The sequence below is a fragment of the Streptomyces sp. NPDC003691 genome, assembly GCF_053981115.1.
Genome location: NZ_JBSFNQ010000020.1, coordinates 23,284 through 41,018, shown reverse-complemented (window position 1 = coordinate 41,018; position 17,735 = coordinate 23,284). Strand labels below are relative to the sequence as shown.

Here is a 17,735-nt window from a genome sequence, read left to right as displayed (position 1 = left end):
GTTCCCCAAGCCTTGTTCACTCTGAGCGAACGCCCCGCTACGGAGCCTGCCGCCCGGGTCCCGCGCAGGTCAGGCCGGTGGCCCGGCCGGAGGCCGGACGCCGAACCACTGCTCGGCGCCGTACGCCTCGAACCGCTCCGCCTCGGCGAACCCCAGCTTCGCCGCAAGCCGCATCGAGCGGAGATTCGCGCTCTGCGTGGCCAGCACCACCGGTTCGCCCGGAACCGCCGCCGCGAACCAGTCGAGCACCGCCGCACAGGCCTCGGCGGCATAGCCGTGCCCCCAGGCCAGCGGCAGGAACAGATAGCCCAGCTCGGCCCGTCCGGCGGCCTGCGGAAGATGCCCGGTGTCCCGGGTGAGGGCGACCCGGCCGATCATCGCCCCGCCGAGATCGACGGTGAAGAGCCCGGAGCGCCGCTCGGGCACCCCGGGCACGGTGCGCTCGATCTCCTCGCGCGGCCGGGGGCCGCCCAGGTAGAGCCCCACCTCCGGGGAGGCCAGCAGCTCGACGACCGCCGCGCGGTCCCGGGCCTCGGGCTCCCGGAGCAGAAGCCGCTCGGTGCGGATCGGGGCGGGCGGCCAGGCGACGGGTCCGAGGTCGGTCATACCGGCCATCCCACCAGCGGGCCGGGCCGCGCTCAAGACCCGGCCCGGGCCGGACCGGGTCAAGGCCGGGCCGGGCCGGGTCAAGGCCGGGCGACGGCACCGCACCCCGTGAACCCGGCCGCCCGGCAAGCCCGGCAGCGTGTGCCCGGCCGCCCGGCGCCGTATGCCGGGCAACAGACGGGCCTGCCACGGCGGTCCGGCTGTCGGTGGACCGGCCGTCGGTGGGCCGGCTGTCCGCGGACCGGCTGTCGGTGGACCGCCCTACCCTCCGGCCATGAGCATGAACGGCACCTACCTCCGGCTGACCCCCGACGAGCTGGCCCGGGCGCTCCGGGAGCCCGTATGGGCCGGGGAGTTCTCCTACGACCTGCTGGTGGCCGAGGCCGGCAGCGGGAACCTCCGGTCGGCCGACCGCACCCACCACACCTACCGGGCGTGGCACGGCCTCGACTTCCTGCTGCGCCGCCGCGGCTTCCCCGTCGACATCGTCCACGGGGAGGAGGAGATACCGGGCGCCGCGGAGTGGGGTTACGGGCCGCCGTGTTTCCTCCCGCCCGAGCGGGTCCGCGCCGCGTCCGACGCGCTGGCCACGCTGAGCCCCGGCGAGCTGGTCGAGGGGGTGACCGCGGCCGACCTCGCCGGCGCACAGGTCTACCCGGTCTCCCACTGGACGGACGAACACTCCCTGGGCCTGGTCACGGCCTGCTACCGGCCCCTCGCCGGATACTTCCGGAGCACGGCGCTCCGCGGTCACGCCCTGTTGATGTGGGTCGGCTGACGCACCGCTCCCGCGGCCGCCGAGAACCGAACCGTGCCCGGCGTGCGATAGGCCGGGTGTGAGACTGATACGCCCCAGGGGCTGCGAGGCGGAGCACGGGCCGGGCCCCGACGACGCCGCACTGCTGCGCGCGGTCGGCCGTGGCGACGCCGATGCGCTCGCCGCTCTCTACGACCGGCACGCCGGCTGGCTGCACGCCCGGCTGACCCGCCGCTGCCGGGATCCGGAGACCGTACGCGAGGTCCTCCAGGACACCTTTGTCACGGTCTGGCGCTCCGCCGCCTCCCACCGGGGCGGCGAGGCGGGCGGCTGGCTGTGGGTGATCGCGGCCCGGCGGCTGGCGGACGCGGGCCGGGCCCGGCTCCGCGAGGAACGGCCGGCCGCCGTCGCCGTGGCCGGGCCCGCCGCGGCCCCCTCGGCCGAGGAACGGGTGCTGTCCGGGCTGGAGTACGGGGATGTGGGCGCCGCGCTGGACCGGATCTCGCCCGAGCTGCGCGAGGTGCTGCGGGCCACCGTCGTCGACGGGCTGACCACCCGTGAGGCGGCCGGGCTCCTCGGCATCCCGGAAGGCACGGTCAAAACGCGGGCCCGGCGGGCCCGGGCCGAACTCCGCGCCGCCCTGGAACACATCGCGCGGGAAACGCACCCCCTGGGAGGTACGGCATGACCGACGGAACCACCGGGCCGGCCCGGGGCGCGGAGTGCCCGGGCACGAGTGCCGGGGCGGACACGGGCCGGGGCGGCGGGGGCCGGGAACCCGGGCTCACGGGCGGGAGCGGAGCGGACGCGGGCAAGGCCCGGGGCGCGGAGTGCCGGGGCGAGGCCCGGAGCGGGAATGGCCCGGGCGAGGCCAGGGGCGGGGATTGCCCGGGCGAGGCCGGGGGCGGGCGGGCGGCGGGCGGGCCGACGGGCCCCGGGGCCTGGCATGTGGGCGGGGCGCTCGCCGCCGCGTACGCCGCCGGGACCGTCCGCGAACCCGACGCCTGGTCCCTGGAGAAGCACCTCGAAGGGTGCGCCCGGTGCGCCGCCGATGTCTCGGCCGCGGTCCGGGAGACGGCCGCCGGTGCCGTCGTCGCCGATGTCCGCGCCGCCGTGCTCGCGGCCGTACCGGTATCCGCGTCGCGCCGGGACAAGGCACTCAGCCTCGGCCGTCTCAGCGCCCCCGGCCGGGGCGGCGACCGGCGCCCGAGACCCGGGCACGGGCGGCGGCGGGAGCGTGGGGATAGGTACCCGGAGCCCGCCGGGCCGCTCCGGACCGGGTGGTTCCGGGCAGCCGGGCCCGCCCTCGGCCGGGGCTGGCTCGGGGCGCTGGCGGCCGTGGTCGCGGGCGCGTTCGCCCTCTCGTACGGCACCGGTTCCGCCGACACCCGTCCACTGCTGCTCGCCCTCGCGCCGGCCCTGCCGCCCGCCGGGGTCGCGCTCTCGTACGGACGGCACGCCGACCCCCTGCACGAGATCGCCGCGGCCACGCCGTCCGGCGGTCTGCGGCTGCTGCTGACCCGCTCGGCTGTGGTCCTCGCGCTGAGCGTGACACTGCTGACGGCGACCGGCGCACTGCTGCCCGCCGCCTCCGGCGCGCCCGGCGCGGCGGCCTGGCTGCTGCCCGCGCTGGCGCTCACCGCCGGATCCCTGGCGCTGGGCACCTGGACCGGTCTGCGGACCGCGGCCGCCGTACTGGCGGGCGGCTGGCTCGCCTTCGCCCTGCTGCCGGCCGTCGCCGCCGGGCCCGGCACCGGCCGGATCAGCAGCCATCTGGCCCCGCTGCTCTCCGGGGCCGGGGCCCAGGCCTACTGGGCGGCCGCCGCCGCACTCTGCGCCGGACTGCTCGTCCTGCGCCGTTCGTCCTTCGACCATCCGGAGAAAGCGTGAGCACCGTCCCCCGGGAACCCCAGGAACCCGCCGTCGACGTCTCGGGACTGACGGTCCGCCACCGGCGCACCGTCGCCCTGGACGCGGTGGACCTCGATTTCGGCACCGGGGTCCACGGTCTGCTGGGTCCCAACGGAGCCGGGAAGACCTCCCTGATCCGCGTCCTCGCGACGGTCGCCGCGCCTTCGGCGGGCCGGGTCGCCCTGCTGGGCCGTGATGTGTCGGCCCACCGCGGCCGTACCGAGGTACGGCGCAGACTCGGCTATCTCCCGCAGGAGTTCGGCCACTACCCCGGTTTCACGGTCCGCGAGTTCGTGGCGTACGTGGCCTGGCTCAAGGAGATGCCCGCGGACCGGGTGCCGGACGCGGTCCGGTACGCGGTGGAGCGCGTCGGTCTCGGCGACCGCGCCGACGCGAAGCTGCGCACCCTGTCCGGCGGCATGGTCCGCCGGGCCGGAATCGCCCAGGCGATCGTGAACGAGCCCGGACTGCTGCTGCTGGACGAGCCGACCGCCGGGCTGGACCCGGAGCAGCGGGTCGAGTTCCGGGCGCTGCTGCGCGAGCTGGGGCGGTCGGCGACGGTGATCGTCTCCACCCATCTGGTGGAGGACGTGGCCGCCGCCTGCTCCCGGGTGACCGTCGTCGAGTCGGGCCGGGTCGCCTGGCGGGGCACGACACCCGAACTGTCGGCGCTCGCACGGGACGGCGGCAGCGTCGGTGAAGCGGGCGGGGCGACCGGGGCGGGCGAGGAGGGCAGCGCGATCGAACGCGGCTATACGGCGGCCCTGCGCGCCCACCGTGCCGCCCGGGCTGCGGGCCACCCGGCCCCGTGAGCAGCACCCGCCCCGCCCGGTGCCGGACTCCCGGACCCGCCCACCACCCCGTTGGAGACAGCCGTGCCCCGTCCTCCCGCCCCCTCCGCCTGCCCCGGATTCCGTCCGCGCCGCCTCGTACCCCGGGCCGGGTCCGGTCACCCCCTCCGGGCCGAACTGCTGCGCGGTGTCGGACCGTGGGCGGGAGCGGCCACCGCGTTCGCCATCGGGTTGCTGCTGTACGAGAAGGCGGATCCGGACGGCGACTGGCAGTCGTACTGGCTGGACGGGGCGGACCTGCTCCGGATCGGGGCCGTCCAGTTCGGCGGGCCGATCGCGCTCGCCGCGGGGGCCTGGCAGGGCGGCCGGGAGCGGCGGCGGGGCACCCTGGAGCTGCGGGCCGGGGCCGCCCGCGGGCCGCTGCGCCAGACACTGGTCGCCGTCGCGCCGGTCGTCGTCTGGCCCGTGGCGGCGATCCTGCTCGGAGGCCTCACGACGGTCCTGGCGACCCGGCCGTACGCGAGTGCCGGGGGTCCGTACGGCTCCGTCCTCGTGGCCGACGCGGTCGCGGTGGCCGTGTTCGGTGTGCTCGGTTTCCTCGCCGGGCGGCTGGTGGCCTGGCGGCTGGCCCCGCCGCTGCTGGGGATGGCGGCGTGGCTGGCGCTGGTCTCGCTCCAGTACGACCAGGGGGCGGAGAAAGGCAGCCCGGCCGTGCTGAACCCGGCCGACCGGATCGAACTCTCGGCACATGAACCGGTGTGGTGGTTCGTCCCGGCGTCGGTGCTGTGGACGGGCGGCGTCGGCGCGACGGCCCTGCTGCTGTACGCGGCCCGGCGCCGGGCCTTCGCGCTGGTGCCGCTGGCCGTCGCGGCCGGCGGCGCGGCCGTCCTGGTGCAGACCGGCGAGGGACTGTGGCGGGACAGCCCGGCCCTGTCCCGGCAGGTCTGCCGGGGCGGGGATCCGCAGATCTGTCTGGAGGCGCGGAACGAGCGGCTGCGGCCGGACGTCACCGCCGCGCTGAGCGGCCTCCACGGCAGGCTCCGGGGCGTCCCCGGCGCCCCGGTCCGCTGGACGGAGATCCCGGACAGCAGGCTGAAGCCGGGCGAGGCCCAGTTGCCGTACCTGGACGGGCAGGTGTTCCGCGGCCGGCTCCAGGATCCGGTGGGCTATGCGCACTGGGCCGTCACCGGCCTCTTCGGCTGGTGCGCCGTCGACCGGCCCGGGTGGGAACGGTCCGCCGACATCACGTCCGCCGCGGTGCAGTGGCTCTTCCCGTACGAGAGGCAGTGGAAGTACGCGTCCCCCGACGCCCGGCGGCATCTGGCGCGGCTGACGGCCATGACGCCCGCCGCGTCCCGCGCCTACCTGGCCCGGCTGCTGGCGTCGGACCCGTGCGGCGCGCCGGAGCAGGTGCCCGCCCCGTGACCGCGCCCCGCCCTCCCGTACGGGCCCGCCGCCGGACGCCCCGCCGCGGGCCCGCCGCCCTCCACCCGGTCGTGCTGTACGGGCGCTCCCGCGGGCTGCCGGGCGCTCTCGCCGCCCTTCTCGCGACGGCGCTGCTCACCGCCTGGGCCGCGCCCCGGCTGGTACGGGCGGGCGGTGTCTCGGACCCCGCGAACCGGCTGCCGCTGGTGGTGCTGGCCCCGCTGGTGGTGGCCGCGGTCATCGGAACCGGGCTGGATACGCCGAGCGGCGAGCTGGACCGGGCGGCGGCGCGCGCCTGGTGGCGGCCGAGGCTGCTGCACCTCCTCGGTCTCACCGGCGCGGCCGCCGGGGCGTTCGCGCTCGCGGTGACCGGCAGCCCGGAGATATACGGCTCCCCCGCGGCGATCCGGAACCTGCTGGGCTGTACCGGGATCACGCTGCTCACGGCGGTGGTCGCCGGGGCCGGGGCCGGCTGGCTGCCAGCCGCGCTCTACGGGGGTCTGGCCTTTCTGCTGCTCCAGGATCCGGCGGCGGCCCGGGCGGCCGGGGCCGCGGGGTGGCTGGTCCGGCCGGGGCCGGAGGCGGGGGCCTGGGCGACGGCGGCGGTCCTGTACACGGCGGGGGCGGCGGCCTGGCTGTGGCGGGGGGCGCGGACCGGCCGGGCCTGAGGAAACCGGAGAAGGCGGCGGGACCCGCAGGCGCGGCCGGGACCGTTTCGAAGGGCCCCAGTGGTCCGAAACGGCCGACGGCGGATGCACTGGCCGAATTCGTTCGCACGCCCCGCCCCGCCGGGCGACCATGGCCCCGTCCACCGCACCCCAGGTCACCGGAGGCCCCATGTCCGCACCCGTCACACTGGACCGCCGGGAGGGGCCGTACGGAGAAGTCGTCCTGCGGCGGCGGGGTGATCACCACGAGATCATCGCCAACGGCTGCTTCCTGATGGACACCTCGGACGGGCGGTCCGAACGGCGCCTGGTCGACGCGGCGTTCGAAACGCTCACCGCCGACGGCCGCCCCGGACCGGTGAGAACGACCGAAAAGCGCCCCGGGCGGCCCTCGCTGCTGATCGGCGGGCTGGGCGTCGGGTTCTCCCTCGCGCATGCCGCGGCGAGCCCCCGCTGGGGGCGTATCACCGTCGTCGAACGCGAGACCGCCATCGTCGACTGGCATCTGACGGGGCCGCTCGCGGAGATCTCGGGAGCGGCCGTCGCCGACCCCCGGAGCGTGATCGTCAGCAGGGATCTGCTGGCCCATCTGCGGACCTCGGCGCACCGGTACGACGCCCTTTGCCTCGATATCGACAACGGCCCCGACTGGACCGTCACCGAGGACAACGCGGGCCTCTACACCCCCGCCGGACTCGCCCTGTGCCGGGCCGCCCTGGCCCCCGGCGGAGTGCTCGCGATCTGGTCCGCGCAGCCGTCCCCGGAGTTTGAACGAGCTTTGCGGAATGCCGGATTCAGCGGGGTAAGAACCGAAGAGATCCCGGTTGCCCGGGGCGTACCGGACGTGGTCCACCTCGCCGTCGGCCCTGCGTAGCCGCGACGCCTGAAGTGCCTTTAGTCTGCTGAACCACACACCGGATCGACAACGAGCGTGAATCTCCCGAGAGCGCTTACAGGGGCGGGCGATGGAACAGACTCAAACCACCACCCAGACCGGCGTCGCGGCCACACCCGGCGCGCAGCGGCGGGTGCTGGTCGTCGAGGACGACTCGACGATCGTGGACGCCATCGCAGCCCGGCTCAGGGCCGAGGGCTTCCTGGTGCAGACCGCCGCGGACGGCCCGGCGGCCGTGGACGCGGCCGACGCCTGGCAGCCCGACCTGATGGTGCTGGACGTGATGCTGCCGGGCTTCGACGGTCTGGAGGTCTGCCGCCGGGTCCAGGCCCAGCGGCCGGTCCCGGTGCTAATGCTCACCGCCCGCGACGACGAGACGGACATGCTGGTCGGGCTGGGCGTCGGCGCCGACGACTACATGACCAAGCCGTTCTCCATGCGGGAGCTGGCGGCCCGGGTGCATGTCCTGCTGCGCCGGGTGGAGCGGGCCGCGCTGGCGGCGGTCACCCCGCGCAGCGGGATCCTCCGCCTCGGCGAGCTGGAGATCGACCACGCCCAGCGGCGGGTCCGGGTCCGGGGCGACGACGTCCATCTGACACCGACGGAGTTCGATCTGCTGGTCTGTCTGGCGAACACACCGCGCGCGGTGCTCTCCCGGGAGCAGTTGCTCGCCGAGGTCTGGGACTGGGCGGACGCCTCGGGGACCCGGACGGTGGACAGCCATATCAAGGCGCTCCGCCGGAAGATCGGCGCGGAACGGATCCGTACGGTCCACGGGGTCGGCTACGCGCTGGAGACGCCCGCGCCATGAGGCGGGTCCGCGGGGCGAGGGACGGCCGGGGCGCCGGCACCGGGGCCGGTGCCGGGGCCGGTCCGGCGGCGGATGCCCGGGCCGGTACCGGGGCGGGCGCCGGGGCGGGCGCCGGGTGCGGCCTCCCGGCCCCGGCAGCCCCCCGGCCCGCCGGGCGGGCCGGCACAGGCGCGCGGAACGGAGCGGACGGGCGGGACGGGCCGCTGGACGCGTGCCGGGTGCGGCGCCGCACCACGCTCCCCATCAGCATCAAGACCAAGCTCGGCGTCCTTGTCGTCGTCTCGGTCTTCATCACCACCGGCCTGCTGCTGGTCGCCCTGAAGACCTCGACGGAGCTGCGCTTCATCACGGTCTTCTCGATCATCGCGACCCTGCTGATCACCCAGTTCTTCGCCCATGGCCTGACCGCTCCGCTGGACGAGATGAACCGGGTCGCCAAGGGCATATCCCACGGCGACTACACCCGCCGGGTCCTCGGCGCCGACCGCCGCGACGAGCTGGGCGACCTGGCCGCCACCATCAACCGCATGGCGGACGATCTGGAGGCCGTGGACCGGCACCGCAAGGAGCTGGTGGCCAATGTGTCGCACGAGCTGCGCACCCCGATCGCCGCGCTGCGGGCGGTGCTGGAGAACGTCGTCGACGGGGTGTCCGCGGCCGACCCGGAGACCATGCGGACCGCGCTCACCCAGACCGAGCGGCTGGGCCGGCTGGTGGAGACACTGCTCGACCTCTCCCGGCTCGACAACGGCGTCGTACCGCTGCGGGCGCACCGCTTCGAGGTGTGGCCCTATCTGTCGGGGGTGCTGAAGGAGGCGAACCTGGCGGACGCGCATCGCAGGCTGGCCTCCGGCTCCGGCCGCCACACCCGTACCGACGTCCATCTCCACCTCGACGTGTCACCGCCGGACCTCACCGCCTACGCCGACACCGAGCGGCTCCACCAGGTGGTGGCCAATCTGGTCGACAACGCGGTGAAGCACTCCCCGCCGCACGGCCGGGTCACCCTCCGGGCCCGCCGCGGCCAGCAGTCCGAGTCGCTGGAGCTGGAGGTCCTCGACGAGGGCCCCGGCATCCCGGAGCAGGAGCGGCACCGGGTCTTCGAGCGGTTCAACCGGGGACAGGTGGCCTTCCCGCACGGCAAGGGCAGCGACGGCGGTACGGGGCTGGGCCTGGCGATCGCCCGCTGGGCCGTCGATCTGCACGGCGGGCGGATCGGAGTGGCCGAATCCACCCGGGGCTGCCGGATCCGGGTCACTCTTCCGGGAATCCCGGTCAGACGTCAGTTGACGTAGGGTTCGAACCGTCGGCCGCCGTGGTGCGTGTATCCGGCAAGGGATCTCCGGCGGGCGGGAACGCCGCCGGACCACCGGACCCCGGCCGGAACCGGGCCGGAGCGGCGGCCGGGCCCTTCCCGCCGCCGCGGCGGACCCGCCGGGACGCGGGTGCGTTACCTCCCCGACATGGGCAAACTGTGCTTGTTTCCCGCCATTCCTTGCAATGAAACCCGGCTTTCGATGTGACTTACATGACGATGACCGGTCCGGCCTGCATCTGAGGCCCCAGGAGGCGTAGCCTTTATTTCCGCTGTCCATCACCTTGTGAAGCGGAAGAGGGCGGTTGCCGCCGTGTCGTCTCAGTCCCCCAGTAACACCAACATTCCGGCCGACCGAGGCACGCCGGGGCAGGGCCCTGCCGCCGCCTTCGGTGCCAATGAGTGGCTCGTCGACGAGATCTACCAGCAGTACCTCCAGGATCGCGATTCGGTAGACCGCGCCTGGTGGGACTTCTTCGCCGACTACAAGCCGGGTGCGAAGAACACCGCCGAGACTCCGGCCGAGGGCGCTGCCGCCGCCCCGGCGGCGCCGGCTCCCACCGCCACCCGGGCCCCGGCCGCCGTCCCCGCCCCGCAGCAGCCCGCTCCGGCGCCCGCTCCGGCCGCGCAGCCCGCCCCGGCACCCGCCGCCCCGGCGGCGCCCCCGGCCCCGGCACCCGCCCCCGCGGCGAAGCCCGCCGCGGCCAAGGCGCCCGCCGCCACGCCGGCCGCCGGTCCCGAGCTGGTCACCCTGCGCGGTCCGGCCGCCGCCGTCGCGAAGAACATGAACGCCTCGCTGGAGGTGCCCACGGCCACATCCGTGCGCGCCGTCCCGGTGAAGCTGCTCTTCGACAACCGCATCGTCATCAACAACCACCTGAAGCGCGCCCGGGGCGGGAAGGTCTCCTTCACCCACCTCATCGGCTTCGCCATGGTGCAGGCGCTGCGCGCGATGCCGTCGATGAACTGGTCGTTCGCGGAGAAGGACGGCAAGCCGACCCTGGTCAAGCCGGAGCACATCAACTTCGGCCTCGCCATCGACCTGGTGAAGCCGAACGGCGACCGCCAGCTCGTTGTCGCGGCCATCAAGAAGGCCGAGACCCTCAACTTCTTCGAGTTCTGGCAGGCGTACGAGGACATCGTCCGCCGCGCCCGCAGCAACAAGCTGACGATGGACGACTTCACCGGCGTCACCGTCTCGCTGACCAACCCCGGCGGCCTCGGCACGGTCCACTCCGTGCCCCGGCTGATGCCCGGCCAGTCGGTGATCATGGGTGTCGGCTCCATGGACTACCCCGCCGAGTTCCAGGGCACCTCCCAGGACACCCTGAACAAGCTGGGCATCTCCAAGGTCATGACGCTGACCTCGACCTACGACCACCGGGTCATCCAGGGCGCGGCGTCCGGCGAGTTCCTGCGGGTCGTCGCCAACTACCTCCTCGGCGAGGAGGGCTTCTACGACCAGATCTTCGAGGCCCTGCGGATCCCCTACGAGCCGGTCCGCTGGCTCAAGGACATCGACGCCTCCCACGACGACGACGTCACCAAGGCCGCCCGGGTCTTCGAGCTGATCCACTCCTACCGGGTCCGCGGCCATGTCATGGCCGACACCGACCCGCTGGAGTACCGCCAGCGCAAGCACCCCGACCTCGACATCACCGAGCACGGGCTGACCCTCTGGGACCTGGAGCGCGAGTTCGCCGTCGGCGGCTTCTCCGGCAAGACCCTGATGAAGCTCCGCGAGGTGCTGGGCGTTCTGCGCGACTCGTACTGCCGCACCACCGGCATCGAGTTCATGCACATCCAGGACCCCAAGCAGCGCAAGTGGATCCAGGACCGGGTGGAGCGCCCGCACTCCAAGCCGGAGCGCGAGGAGCAGCTGCGGATCCTGCGCCGCCTGAACGCGGCCGAGGCGTTCGAGACCTTCCTCCAGACGAAGTACGTCGGCCAGAAGCGGTTCTCGCTGGAGGGCGGCGAGTCCGTCATCCCGCTGCTCGACGCGGTCATCGACTCCGCCGCCGAGGCCCGCCTCGACGAGGTCGTCATCGGCATGGCCCACCGCGGCCGGCTCAATGTCCTCGCGAACATCGTGGGCAAGTCGTACGCCCAGATCTTCCGCGAGTTCGAGGGCAACCTCGACCCGAAGTCGATGCACGGCTCCGGCGACGTCAAGTACCACCTGGGCGCCGAGGGCACCTTCACCGGCCTCGACGGCGAGCAGATCAAGGTCTCCCTGGTCGCCAACCCCTCCCACCTGGAGGCGGTCGACCCGGTCCTCGAAGGCGTCGCCCGCGCCAAGCAGGACGTGATCAACAAGGGCGGCACCGACTTCACCGTGCTGCCCGTCGCCCTCCACGGCGACGCGGCCTTCGCGGGCCAGGGCGTCGTCGCCGAGACGCTGAACATGTCGCAGCTCCGCGGCTACCGCACCGGCGGCACCGTCCACCTCGTCATCAACAACCAGGTCGGCTTCACCGCCGCCCCGGAGTCCTCGCGCTCCTCGATGTACGCCACGGACGTCGCGCGGATGATCGAAGCGCCGATCTTCCATGTCAACGGCGACGACCCCGAGGCCTGTGTCCGGGTCGCCCGGCTGGCCTTCGAGTTCCGCCAGACGTTCAACAAGGACGTCGTGATCGACCTCATCTGCTACCGCCGCCGCGGTCACAACGAGGGCGACAACCCTCAGTTCACCAACCCGCAGATGTACAACCTGATCGACAAGAAGCGCTCGGTGCGCAAGCTCTACACCGAATCGCTGATCGGGCGCGGGGACATCACCCTCGAAGAGGCCGAGCAGGCGCTCCAGGACTTCCAGGGCCAGCTGGAGAAGGTCTTCGCGGAGGTCCGCGAGGCCACCAGCCAGCCGGCGCCGACCCTGGTCCCGGACCCGCAGGCGGACTTCCCGGTCGCGGTGACCACCGCGGTCTCCCAGGAGGTCGTCAAGCGGATCGCCGAGTCCCAGGTGAGCATCCCGGACAATGTCGCCGTCCACCCGCGGCTGCTGCCGCAGCTCCAGCGCCGGGCCGCCTCCGTCGAGGACGGCACCATCGACTGGGGCATGGGCGAGACGCTCGCCATCGGCTCCCTGCTGATGGAGGGCACCCCGGTCCGGCTCTCCGGCCAGGACACCCGGCGCGGCACCTTCGGCCAGCGCCACGCGGTCCTGGTCGACCAGGAGACCGGCGAGGACTACACCCCGCTGCTCTACCTGACCGACGAGCAGGCCCGCTACAACGTCTACGACTCGCTGCTCAGCGAGTACGCGGCGATGGGCTTCGAGTACGGCTACTCGCTGGCCCGCCCCGACGCGCTGGTCATGTGGGAGGCCCAGTTCGGCGACTTCGTCAACGGCGCGCAGACCGTCGTCGACGAGTTCATCTCCTCCGCCGAGCAGAAGTGGGGCCAGACCTCCGGCGTCACCCTGCTGCTGCCGCACGGCTACGAGGGCCAGGGCCCGGACCACTCGTCCGCCCGCCCGGAGCGCTTCCTCCAGATGTGCGCGCAGGACAATATGACGGTCGCCATGCCGACGCTGCCGTCGAACTACTTCCATCTGCTGCGCTGGCAGGTGCACAACCCGCACCACAAGCCGCTGATCGTCTTCACCCCGAAGTCGATGCTCCGGCTGAAGGCCGCGCAGTCGAAGACGGAGGAGTTCATCAACGGCGGCTTCCGTCCGGTCATCGGCGACGAGTCCGTCGACCCGGCCGCGGTCCGCAAGGTCGTCTTCACCTCCGGCAAGGTCTACTACGACCTCGACGCGGAGCGGAAGAAGCGGGGCGTCACGGACACGGCGATCATCCGTCTGGAGCGGCTCTACCCGCTGCCGGGCGCGGAGCTCCAGGCCGAGATCGCCAAGTTCCCGAACGCCGAGAAGTACCTCTGGGCGCAGGAGGAGCCGGCGAACCAGGGTGCGTGGCCGTTCATCGCGCTGAACCTGATCGACCACCTGGACCTGGCGGTCGGCGCGGACGTGCCGCACGGCGAGCGCCTGCGCCGTATCTCGCGGCCGCACAGCTCGTCACCCGCGGTGGGCTCCGCGAAGCGCCACCAGGCGGAGCAGGCGCAGCTGGCGGCGGACGTCTTCGACGCGTAGCCGCCTCCCGCTCGGGTTCCTCGGGCCCGGGTGACCACCCCTTCGGGGCGTGGCCACCCGGGCCCCACCCTTTTCCCGTACGGGAAGCCCCGGCACCGCTGCGGTTCCCCGGCGGGAGCGCTCCGGAGCTGGTGGGGTTCCCCGCCGGGGGCGCTCCGGAGCTGGTGCGGTTTCCCGCCGGGGGCGCTCCGGAGCTGGTGCGGTTTCCCGCCGGGGGCGCTCCGGAGCTGGTGCGGTTTCCCGCTACGGGGAGCGCCCGGCCGGGCGGGGGTTGTTTCCCGGCCGCGGGCCGGATGTGGTTGCTCGCGCAGTTCCGCCCCCTACGCCTGGCGGCGTGGGGGGGACCCCCAGCGCCCCTGGGCTGCTCTTCCCCAGGCCCTTTCAGGTGCGGCGCCCGCACAGCCGGGGACGGACAGACCAAGAAGGGGCGCGGGGAACTGCGCGAAAAGCGTCCACGGCCCGCGGCCGGCGAAGAACCCCCGCCGGGCCGGGCGAAACCCGTCATGGGCGACGCCCGGCAGCCGAGGCGCTGGGCTCGCAAGCCGCGGCCGGGAGACAGCCCCCTCCGGTTCGGGCGGAGCCGGGAGGGCGCGGCGGCGGTGCGCTGCGGGGGCCTGGTCCACGGGGGCCCGGAGGGGCGAGGGCCCTCAGCGGGAGGCGGTCAGGCGGGTGATTTCCGTGCGGAGCAGCTCGCTCGCGTCCGCCCCGATGTCCGCCCCCGTCCCCGCCGCTTCCGTCAGCATCTCCAGCAGCGCCCCGTGCTCCTCCTGCGCCCGCCGCGGCCCCGCCGCCCTGGTCAGCCGGGCGGCCCGTTCCCCCTGGGCGGCCAGCAGCTGTTCCAGGACCTCGCGCGGGCCCCGTACGGCCCGGCGGCAGTGGGCGGCGGCGTCGAGGAGCCGGGCCCGGGAGGCCGTACGCCGGGCGAGCAGGGCGACGGCGACGGCCCGCCGCCACCAAGCCGTCGCCGCGAGCGCCGGGTCCGCCGTGGTCCGGGCGGCCTCGCCCAGCGCCCAGTCCGCCTCGTGGAGGTCGGCCGCGGTGCCCTCGGCCCGGAACCGCTCCAGATACGCCTGCCCCAGGAGGGCCCGCCGTTCGGGCAGGGCCGGGTCGCCGACCGCGGTCTGGTCGACGGCACCGCGCAGATGCCGTACGGCGGTACGGATATCACCGGGCGCGTCCTTGTCGATGCCGCGCTCAACGAGCCGGCGGCCCAGGGAGGTGAGCAGCCCGGCGCGCCCGGGGTCGTGCCAGGGCAGCAGCGGCAGGGCCTCGGTCCAGGCGGCGATCACCGAATCCCGGTGGGACCAGCTTCCGCTGGCGGCGTACCGCTCCTCCAGCAGCCGGCCCATGCGCAGCAGGATGTCCGCCTCGGCGGCCTCGTCGCGGTCGACGGTGCGGCGGGCCTGGTCGAGGGCCTGGAGTATCCGGAGCCGGGCGTCGTCGTCGGGGTGCTCGCTGCTGAAGGCGATGGCGTCGGCGTACTCCAGCCAGACGCGGACCGTCTCCCGCGCGCCGGTGGCGGCGGCCGCGGAACCCGCCGTATCGCCGGAATCGGAAGCGTCGAAGGCATCGAAGGCGTCGATTCCGGCGAGCAGGTCGACCTCGGCGCGTTCCGCGTAGCCGCGGGACGCCGCCGGGTCGGGGCTGTCCGCGGGGACGGGCCCCTCGCCCCGGTGGTGGCGGGCGAGTTCGAGGAGGAGCCCGCCGCGCAGCAGCAGCGCCTCCTCGCGGGCGGCGTCCCGCTCCCGCCCGGTCCGGGGGCCGCCGGGCCCGGCGGACGGGTCGGGTCCGGGCTCCGGGTAGGCCCCGGCGTAGCCGTCGAGCCCGGCCCGGGTCTCGTCGACGAAGGCGTCGACGACGGCCACGGCCGTCCCGAGGGTGGCCGTGAACCAGGCGGCGGGCGTGTCCGGTCCGTACGGCGCCCCGGTGACGGCGAGTCGCCGCAGGACACGGACCCGGACGGGGGTCGCGGCGGCCCGCAGGGCGGTGTCCCAGCGCTGGGGGCCCTCGGTCAGCTCGGCGAGGCTGCTGTCGGCGGCGGCCAGCAGCACTGCGGCGGCGGGCTCGGGGGCGTCGGTGTCGCCGGGGGCGCGGCCGTCGCCGGCCGCCGCGGCCCGTACCGCCACCCATTCGGGCAGGAGCTTCGCGCTGAGCCGTCCGGCCGATACCTCCCCGGCCATGATCTCCAGCAGTCTGGCCAGGGTCAGATGGGCCGCGGGCGCCCCGCTGATCGCGTTCTGTGCGGCATCGAGCGCCTCGGGCAGGTCCTCGGGCACGGGCCGCAGGAACCAGCGGCGCAGCAGGGCCTCGGCGAGCTCCCCGTAGAGCGCGGCCCGCCGGGGCGCGCGCCGTTCGGCCTGGGTGGCGGAGCCGAGCAGCCGGATCGCGGAGTCCAGATCGCGTACGGTGCCGTGCTCGCCGAAGTGGTCGAGGCAGGCGCGGGCGCGGGCGGCGAGCCCGCCGGGCCCGTCGGCGGCCTCGGCGCCCGCGAGCGGTGTGGCGGTGGGCGACGGTCCGCCGAGCCGCCGCAGTACCTGGGTGGAGACCTGGGCGAAGGCCCAGAGCTTGCGGTTCTCCGCTCCGGAGGCTTCGGCGGTGGGCTCCTCCTCCCGCGGGTCGACGGCCCCGGAGAGGAAGGCGGCGGCCATCGCGGGGAAGTTGCGGACGCTCCGCCCGTACCGTGATTCGACGTACTCGGAGCACTGTTTGAGGACCAGCGAGGCGCTGCCCGCACCCAGTTGGCCGAGGAGTTCCTCCCGTACGCCGTCCAGAAAGGCGTACGCGGGCCCGTCCTGCGTCTCGGCCGCGCCGTCCGCGCCCGCGGCCCGGTCGTCGCGGCGCAGCAGCCCGCTGAGCAGGACTTCGGCGAGGACGTCGGGGCCGCTGCGGTGCAGCATGGCGCGCTGGACGAGCTGCATCACGGGCAGCACCAGCGGTACGGCGGAGAGATAGACGGCCAGCTGGGCCGCGGCCGGCGAGGCGGTGCGCCGGAAGGCGCGGACCCGCTCGGCGGGGTCGATCCGGCGGTCGGCGCGCGGGCGGGCGGCGGTGGGCCGGTGGCGGGCGAAGACGGTCGCGGCGGCGGCGTTCAGGGACTGGCCGGTGGCGCCCGCGATCAGCTTGGTCCAGGCGTCGAAGGAGGAGCGGCGGGGGGCGAGCACGGGTACCGGAATGCCGGGGGCGCCCATGCCGTCGGCGCCGCCCCGGGGCACGAACTCCAGCCGTCCCGCGGGACCTTCGCGGCGCCGCAGCAGGCCGGGGCGGGCGGGCAGATGGGTCCGGCCCCACATGCGCTGCGGCAGCGGCTGGACGACGGAGACGGGTGCGGTGGCCGCCCAGGAGTGCAGCAGGCGCTGCATCCGGCCGCTGCGCCAGAGGGGGCCCGCGCAGTCGCTGAGGACGACGGTGATCCGCTGTCCGGTGGGGTCGCCGAGATGGGCGGGCAAGGGGGCGTCCTCGGCGATGCGGTGGACGGTGACCTCGCGGAAGGCGCCGGCGCGTTCGCAGATCCGGCGGAGTTCCTCCAGGGCGCCGGACCAGATGGCGTTGGAGCTGGACTGGTCCATGACCAGGGCGATCCGGGCCTCGCGGCGGCGGACGGCGGTCAGTACGGGGACGACGATGCCGGTGTCGGCGGCCCGGTCGGCGGTGGCGATCTCGTCCAGTTCGCGGCGGACGGCGCGGACGGGCGGCCGGTAGCGCTGGAGGGGGCGGAGGGAGCGTTCGAGGGCGGAGGCGTCGGGCAGGGCGACGGGAGCGGGGACGGGAACCGTGCGCATCCGGCGGTCGGCGGCGGTGCCGTAGCCGGCTTCGGGCTGGGCGGGGCCGTAGAGCCCGATGCGCTGCCCGGGGGCCGTACCGGGGTCGCCGTGGCCGGGGCCGGGCGCCGCGGGCGGACGGGCGGCGGGCCCGGACGGGGCGCGGGAGGTGCCGCCGGGGCCGGTGCCGGGCGGGGCGGGGGCGTCCGCGGCGGCGGGGGGCCCGGCGCCCGGTACGTACCGGGCCAGCCAGAGCGCGTCGGCCAGCTCCTCGGCCCCGGGCCGCAACTCGGCCTCCCTGAGCCGGGCGACCAGCCCGGTCAGAGCAACGAGCACGGTGCCGGTGCCCTCGCCGGGCGGGGGCGGCTCCCGGCCCGCACCGGGCGGGGCGGACCCGTCGGCAGCCCCGGGCGCGGCCCGGGGGACCGGTACCCCGGCATCATCTTCACGGGCCGCCGGGCGCACCGTGAACCCACGGCCCGGACCCGGACGGTCCGGTACCGCCGGCGCGCTCTCCTCGGGCCCGGAGGCATTCCCGCTGCCGCCGGGAGACGGCGCCCCGGGACCGCGCCCGGCGGGCCCGCCGGCCGTGGGCGCTTCCGGGCCGCTGCCGGCGGACCGGTCGGGCGCCGCGGCCGGGGGCGCGACCGGGACCGGGACCGCGACCGGGGCGGCGGGCAGCTCCGGCCCCGCGGGCGG

At 75.2% G+C, this 17,735-nt stretch carries 12 protein-coding genes; 10 read left to right on the top strand and 2 right to left on the bottom strand.

Annotation, left to right across the window (positions count from 1 at the left end; all coding sequences use genetic code 11):
• Nucleotides 1-69: 69 nt before the first annotated feature.
• Nucleotides 70-606: a GNAT family N-acetyltransferase gene (locus tag ACWDR0_RS12765; RefSeq protein ID WP_456351674.1), complete on the bottom strand. Its 537-nt coding sequence runs from the start codon at nt 604-606 to the stop codon at nt 70-72.
• A gap of 274 nt (nt 607-880) precedes the next feature.
• Between ACWDR0_RS12765 and ACWDR0_RS12760 the strand changes: the two genes are divergently transcribed.
• The 10 genes from ACWDR0_RS12760 (at nt 881) to ACWDR0_RS12715 (ending at nt 13,278) form a co-directional block, all read left to right on the top strand.
• Complete coding sequence (locus ACWDR0_RS12760) at nt 881-1,384, top strand: YfbM family protein (protein WP_456351673.1); 504 nt, start codon at nt 881-883, stop codon at nt 1,382-1,384.
• Between the two features lie 58 nt (nt 1,385-1,442).
• Nucleotides 1,443-2,051 carry an RNA polymerase sigma factor gene (locus tag ACWDR0_RS12755; protein WP_456351672.1) on the top strand — a complete coding sequence of 203 codons (609 nt, stop codon included), beginning with the start codon at nt 1,443-1,445 and terminating at the stop codon, nt 2,049-2,051.
• Complete coding sequence (locus ACWDR0_RS12750) at nt 2,048-3,253, top strand: zf-HC2 domain-containing protein (RefSeq protein ID WP_456351671.1); 1,206 nt, start codon at nt 2,048-2,050, stop codon at nt 3,251-3,253. Before ACWDR0_RS12755 ends, ACWDR0_RS12750 begins: the two co-directional genes overlap by 4 nt.
• Complete coding sequence (locus ACWDR0_RS12745; RefSeq protein WP_456351670.1) at nt 3,250-4,086, top strand: ABC transporter ATP-binding protein; 837 nt, start codon at nt 3,250-3,252, stop codon at nt 4,084-4,086. The genes ACWDR0_RS12750 and ACWDR0_RS12745 overlap by 4 nt, the downstream gene beginning before the upstream one ends.
• A 63-nt stretch (nt 4,087-4,149) precedes the next feature.
• Complete coding sequence (locus tag ACWDR0_RS12740; protein ID WP_456351669.1) at nt 4,150-5,490, top strand: hypothetical protein; 1,341 nt, start codon at nt 4,150-4,152, stop codon at nt 5,488-5,490.
• Nucleotides 5,487-6,158 (top strand): hypothetical protein, encoded by a 672-nt coding sequence (locus ACWDR0_RS12735; protein ID WP_456351668.1) that lies wholly within the window; start codon nt 5,487-5,489, stop codon nt 6,156-6,158. Before ACWDR0_RS12740 ends, ACWDR0_RS12735 begins: the two co-directional genes overlap by 4 nt.
• Nucleotides 6,159-6,327: 169 nt before the next feature.
• Entirely contained in the window at nt 6,328-7,032 is a 705-nt protein-coding gene (locus ACWDR0_RS12730; protein ID WP_456351667.1) for a spermidine synthase, read from the top strand.
• A gap of 91 nt (nt 7,033-7,123) precedes the next feature.
• A complete protein-coding gene (locus tag ACWDR0_RS12725) occupies nt 7,124-7,864 on the top strand; it encodes a response regulator transcription factor (protein WP_366255095.1) in 741 nt (246 codons plus the stop codon).
• A gap of 218 nt (nt 7,865-8,082) precedes the next feature.
• Nucleotides 8,083-9,159 (top strand): HAMP domain-containing sensor histidine kinase, encoded by a 1,077-nt coding sequence (locus ACWDR0_RS12720; protein ID WP_456351666.1) that lies wholly within the window; start codon nt 8,083-8,085, stop codon nt 9,157-9,159.
• A 333-nt stretch (nt 9,160-9,492) separates the two neighbouring features.
• On the top strand, nt 9,493-13,278 hold the full coding sequence (locus tag ACWDR0_RS12715) for a multifunctional oxoglutarate decarboxylase/oxoglutarate dehydrogenase thiamine pyrophosphate-binding subunit/dihydrolipoyllysine-residue succinyltransferase subunit (RefSeq protein ID WP_456351665.1): 3,786 nt from the start codon (nt 9,493-9,495) through the stop codon (nt 13,276-13,278).
• 647 nt (nt 13,279-13,925) lie between these two features.
• Here the strand turns inward: ACWDR0_RS12715 and ACWDR0_RS12710 are convergent.
• The gene (locus ACWDR0_RS12710; RefSeq protein ID WP_456351664.1) at nt 13,926-17,372 is read right to left on the bottom strand and encodes an SAV_2336 N-terminal domain-related protein; all 3,447 of its coding nucleotides are present in this window, start codon (nt 17,370-17,372) and stop codon (nt 13,926-13,928) included.
• Nucleotides 17,373-17,735 lie beyond the last annotated feature (363 nt).

Bases quoted from the DNA above. Each gene is read 5' to 3' on its own strand.
- ACWDR0_RS12750 (WP_456351671.1), top strand. From the start codon at position 2,048: ATGACCGACGGAACCACCGGGCCGGCCCGGGGCGCGGAGTGCCCGGGC.
- ACWDR0_RS12765 (WP_456351674.1), bottom strand. From the start codon at position 606: ATGACCGACCTCGGACCCGTCGCCTGGCCGCCCGCCCCGATCCGCACC.
- ACWDR0_RS12725 (WP_366255095.1), top strand. From the start codon at position 7,124: ATGGAACAGACTCAAACCACCACCCAGACCGGCGTCGCGGCCACACCC.
- ACWDR0_RS12730 (WP_456351667.1), top strand. From the start codon at position 6,328: ATGTCCGCACCCGTCACACTGGACCGCCGGGAGGGGCCGTACGGAGAA.
- ACWDR0_RS12760 (WP_456351673.1), top strand. From the start codon at position 881: ATGAGCATGAACGGCACCTACCTCCGGCTGACCCCCGACGAGCTGGCC.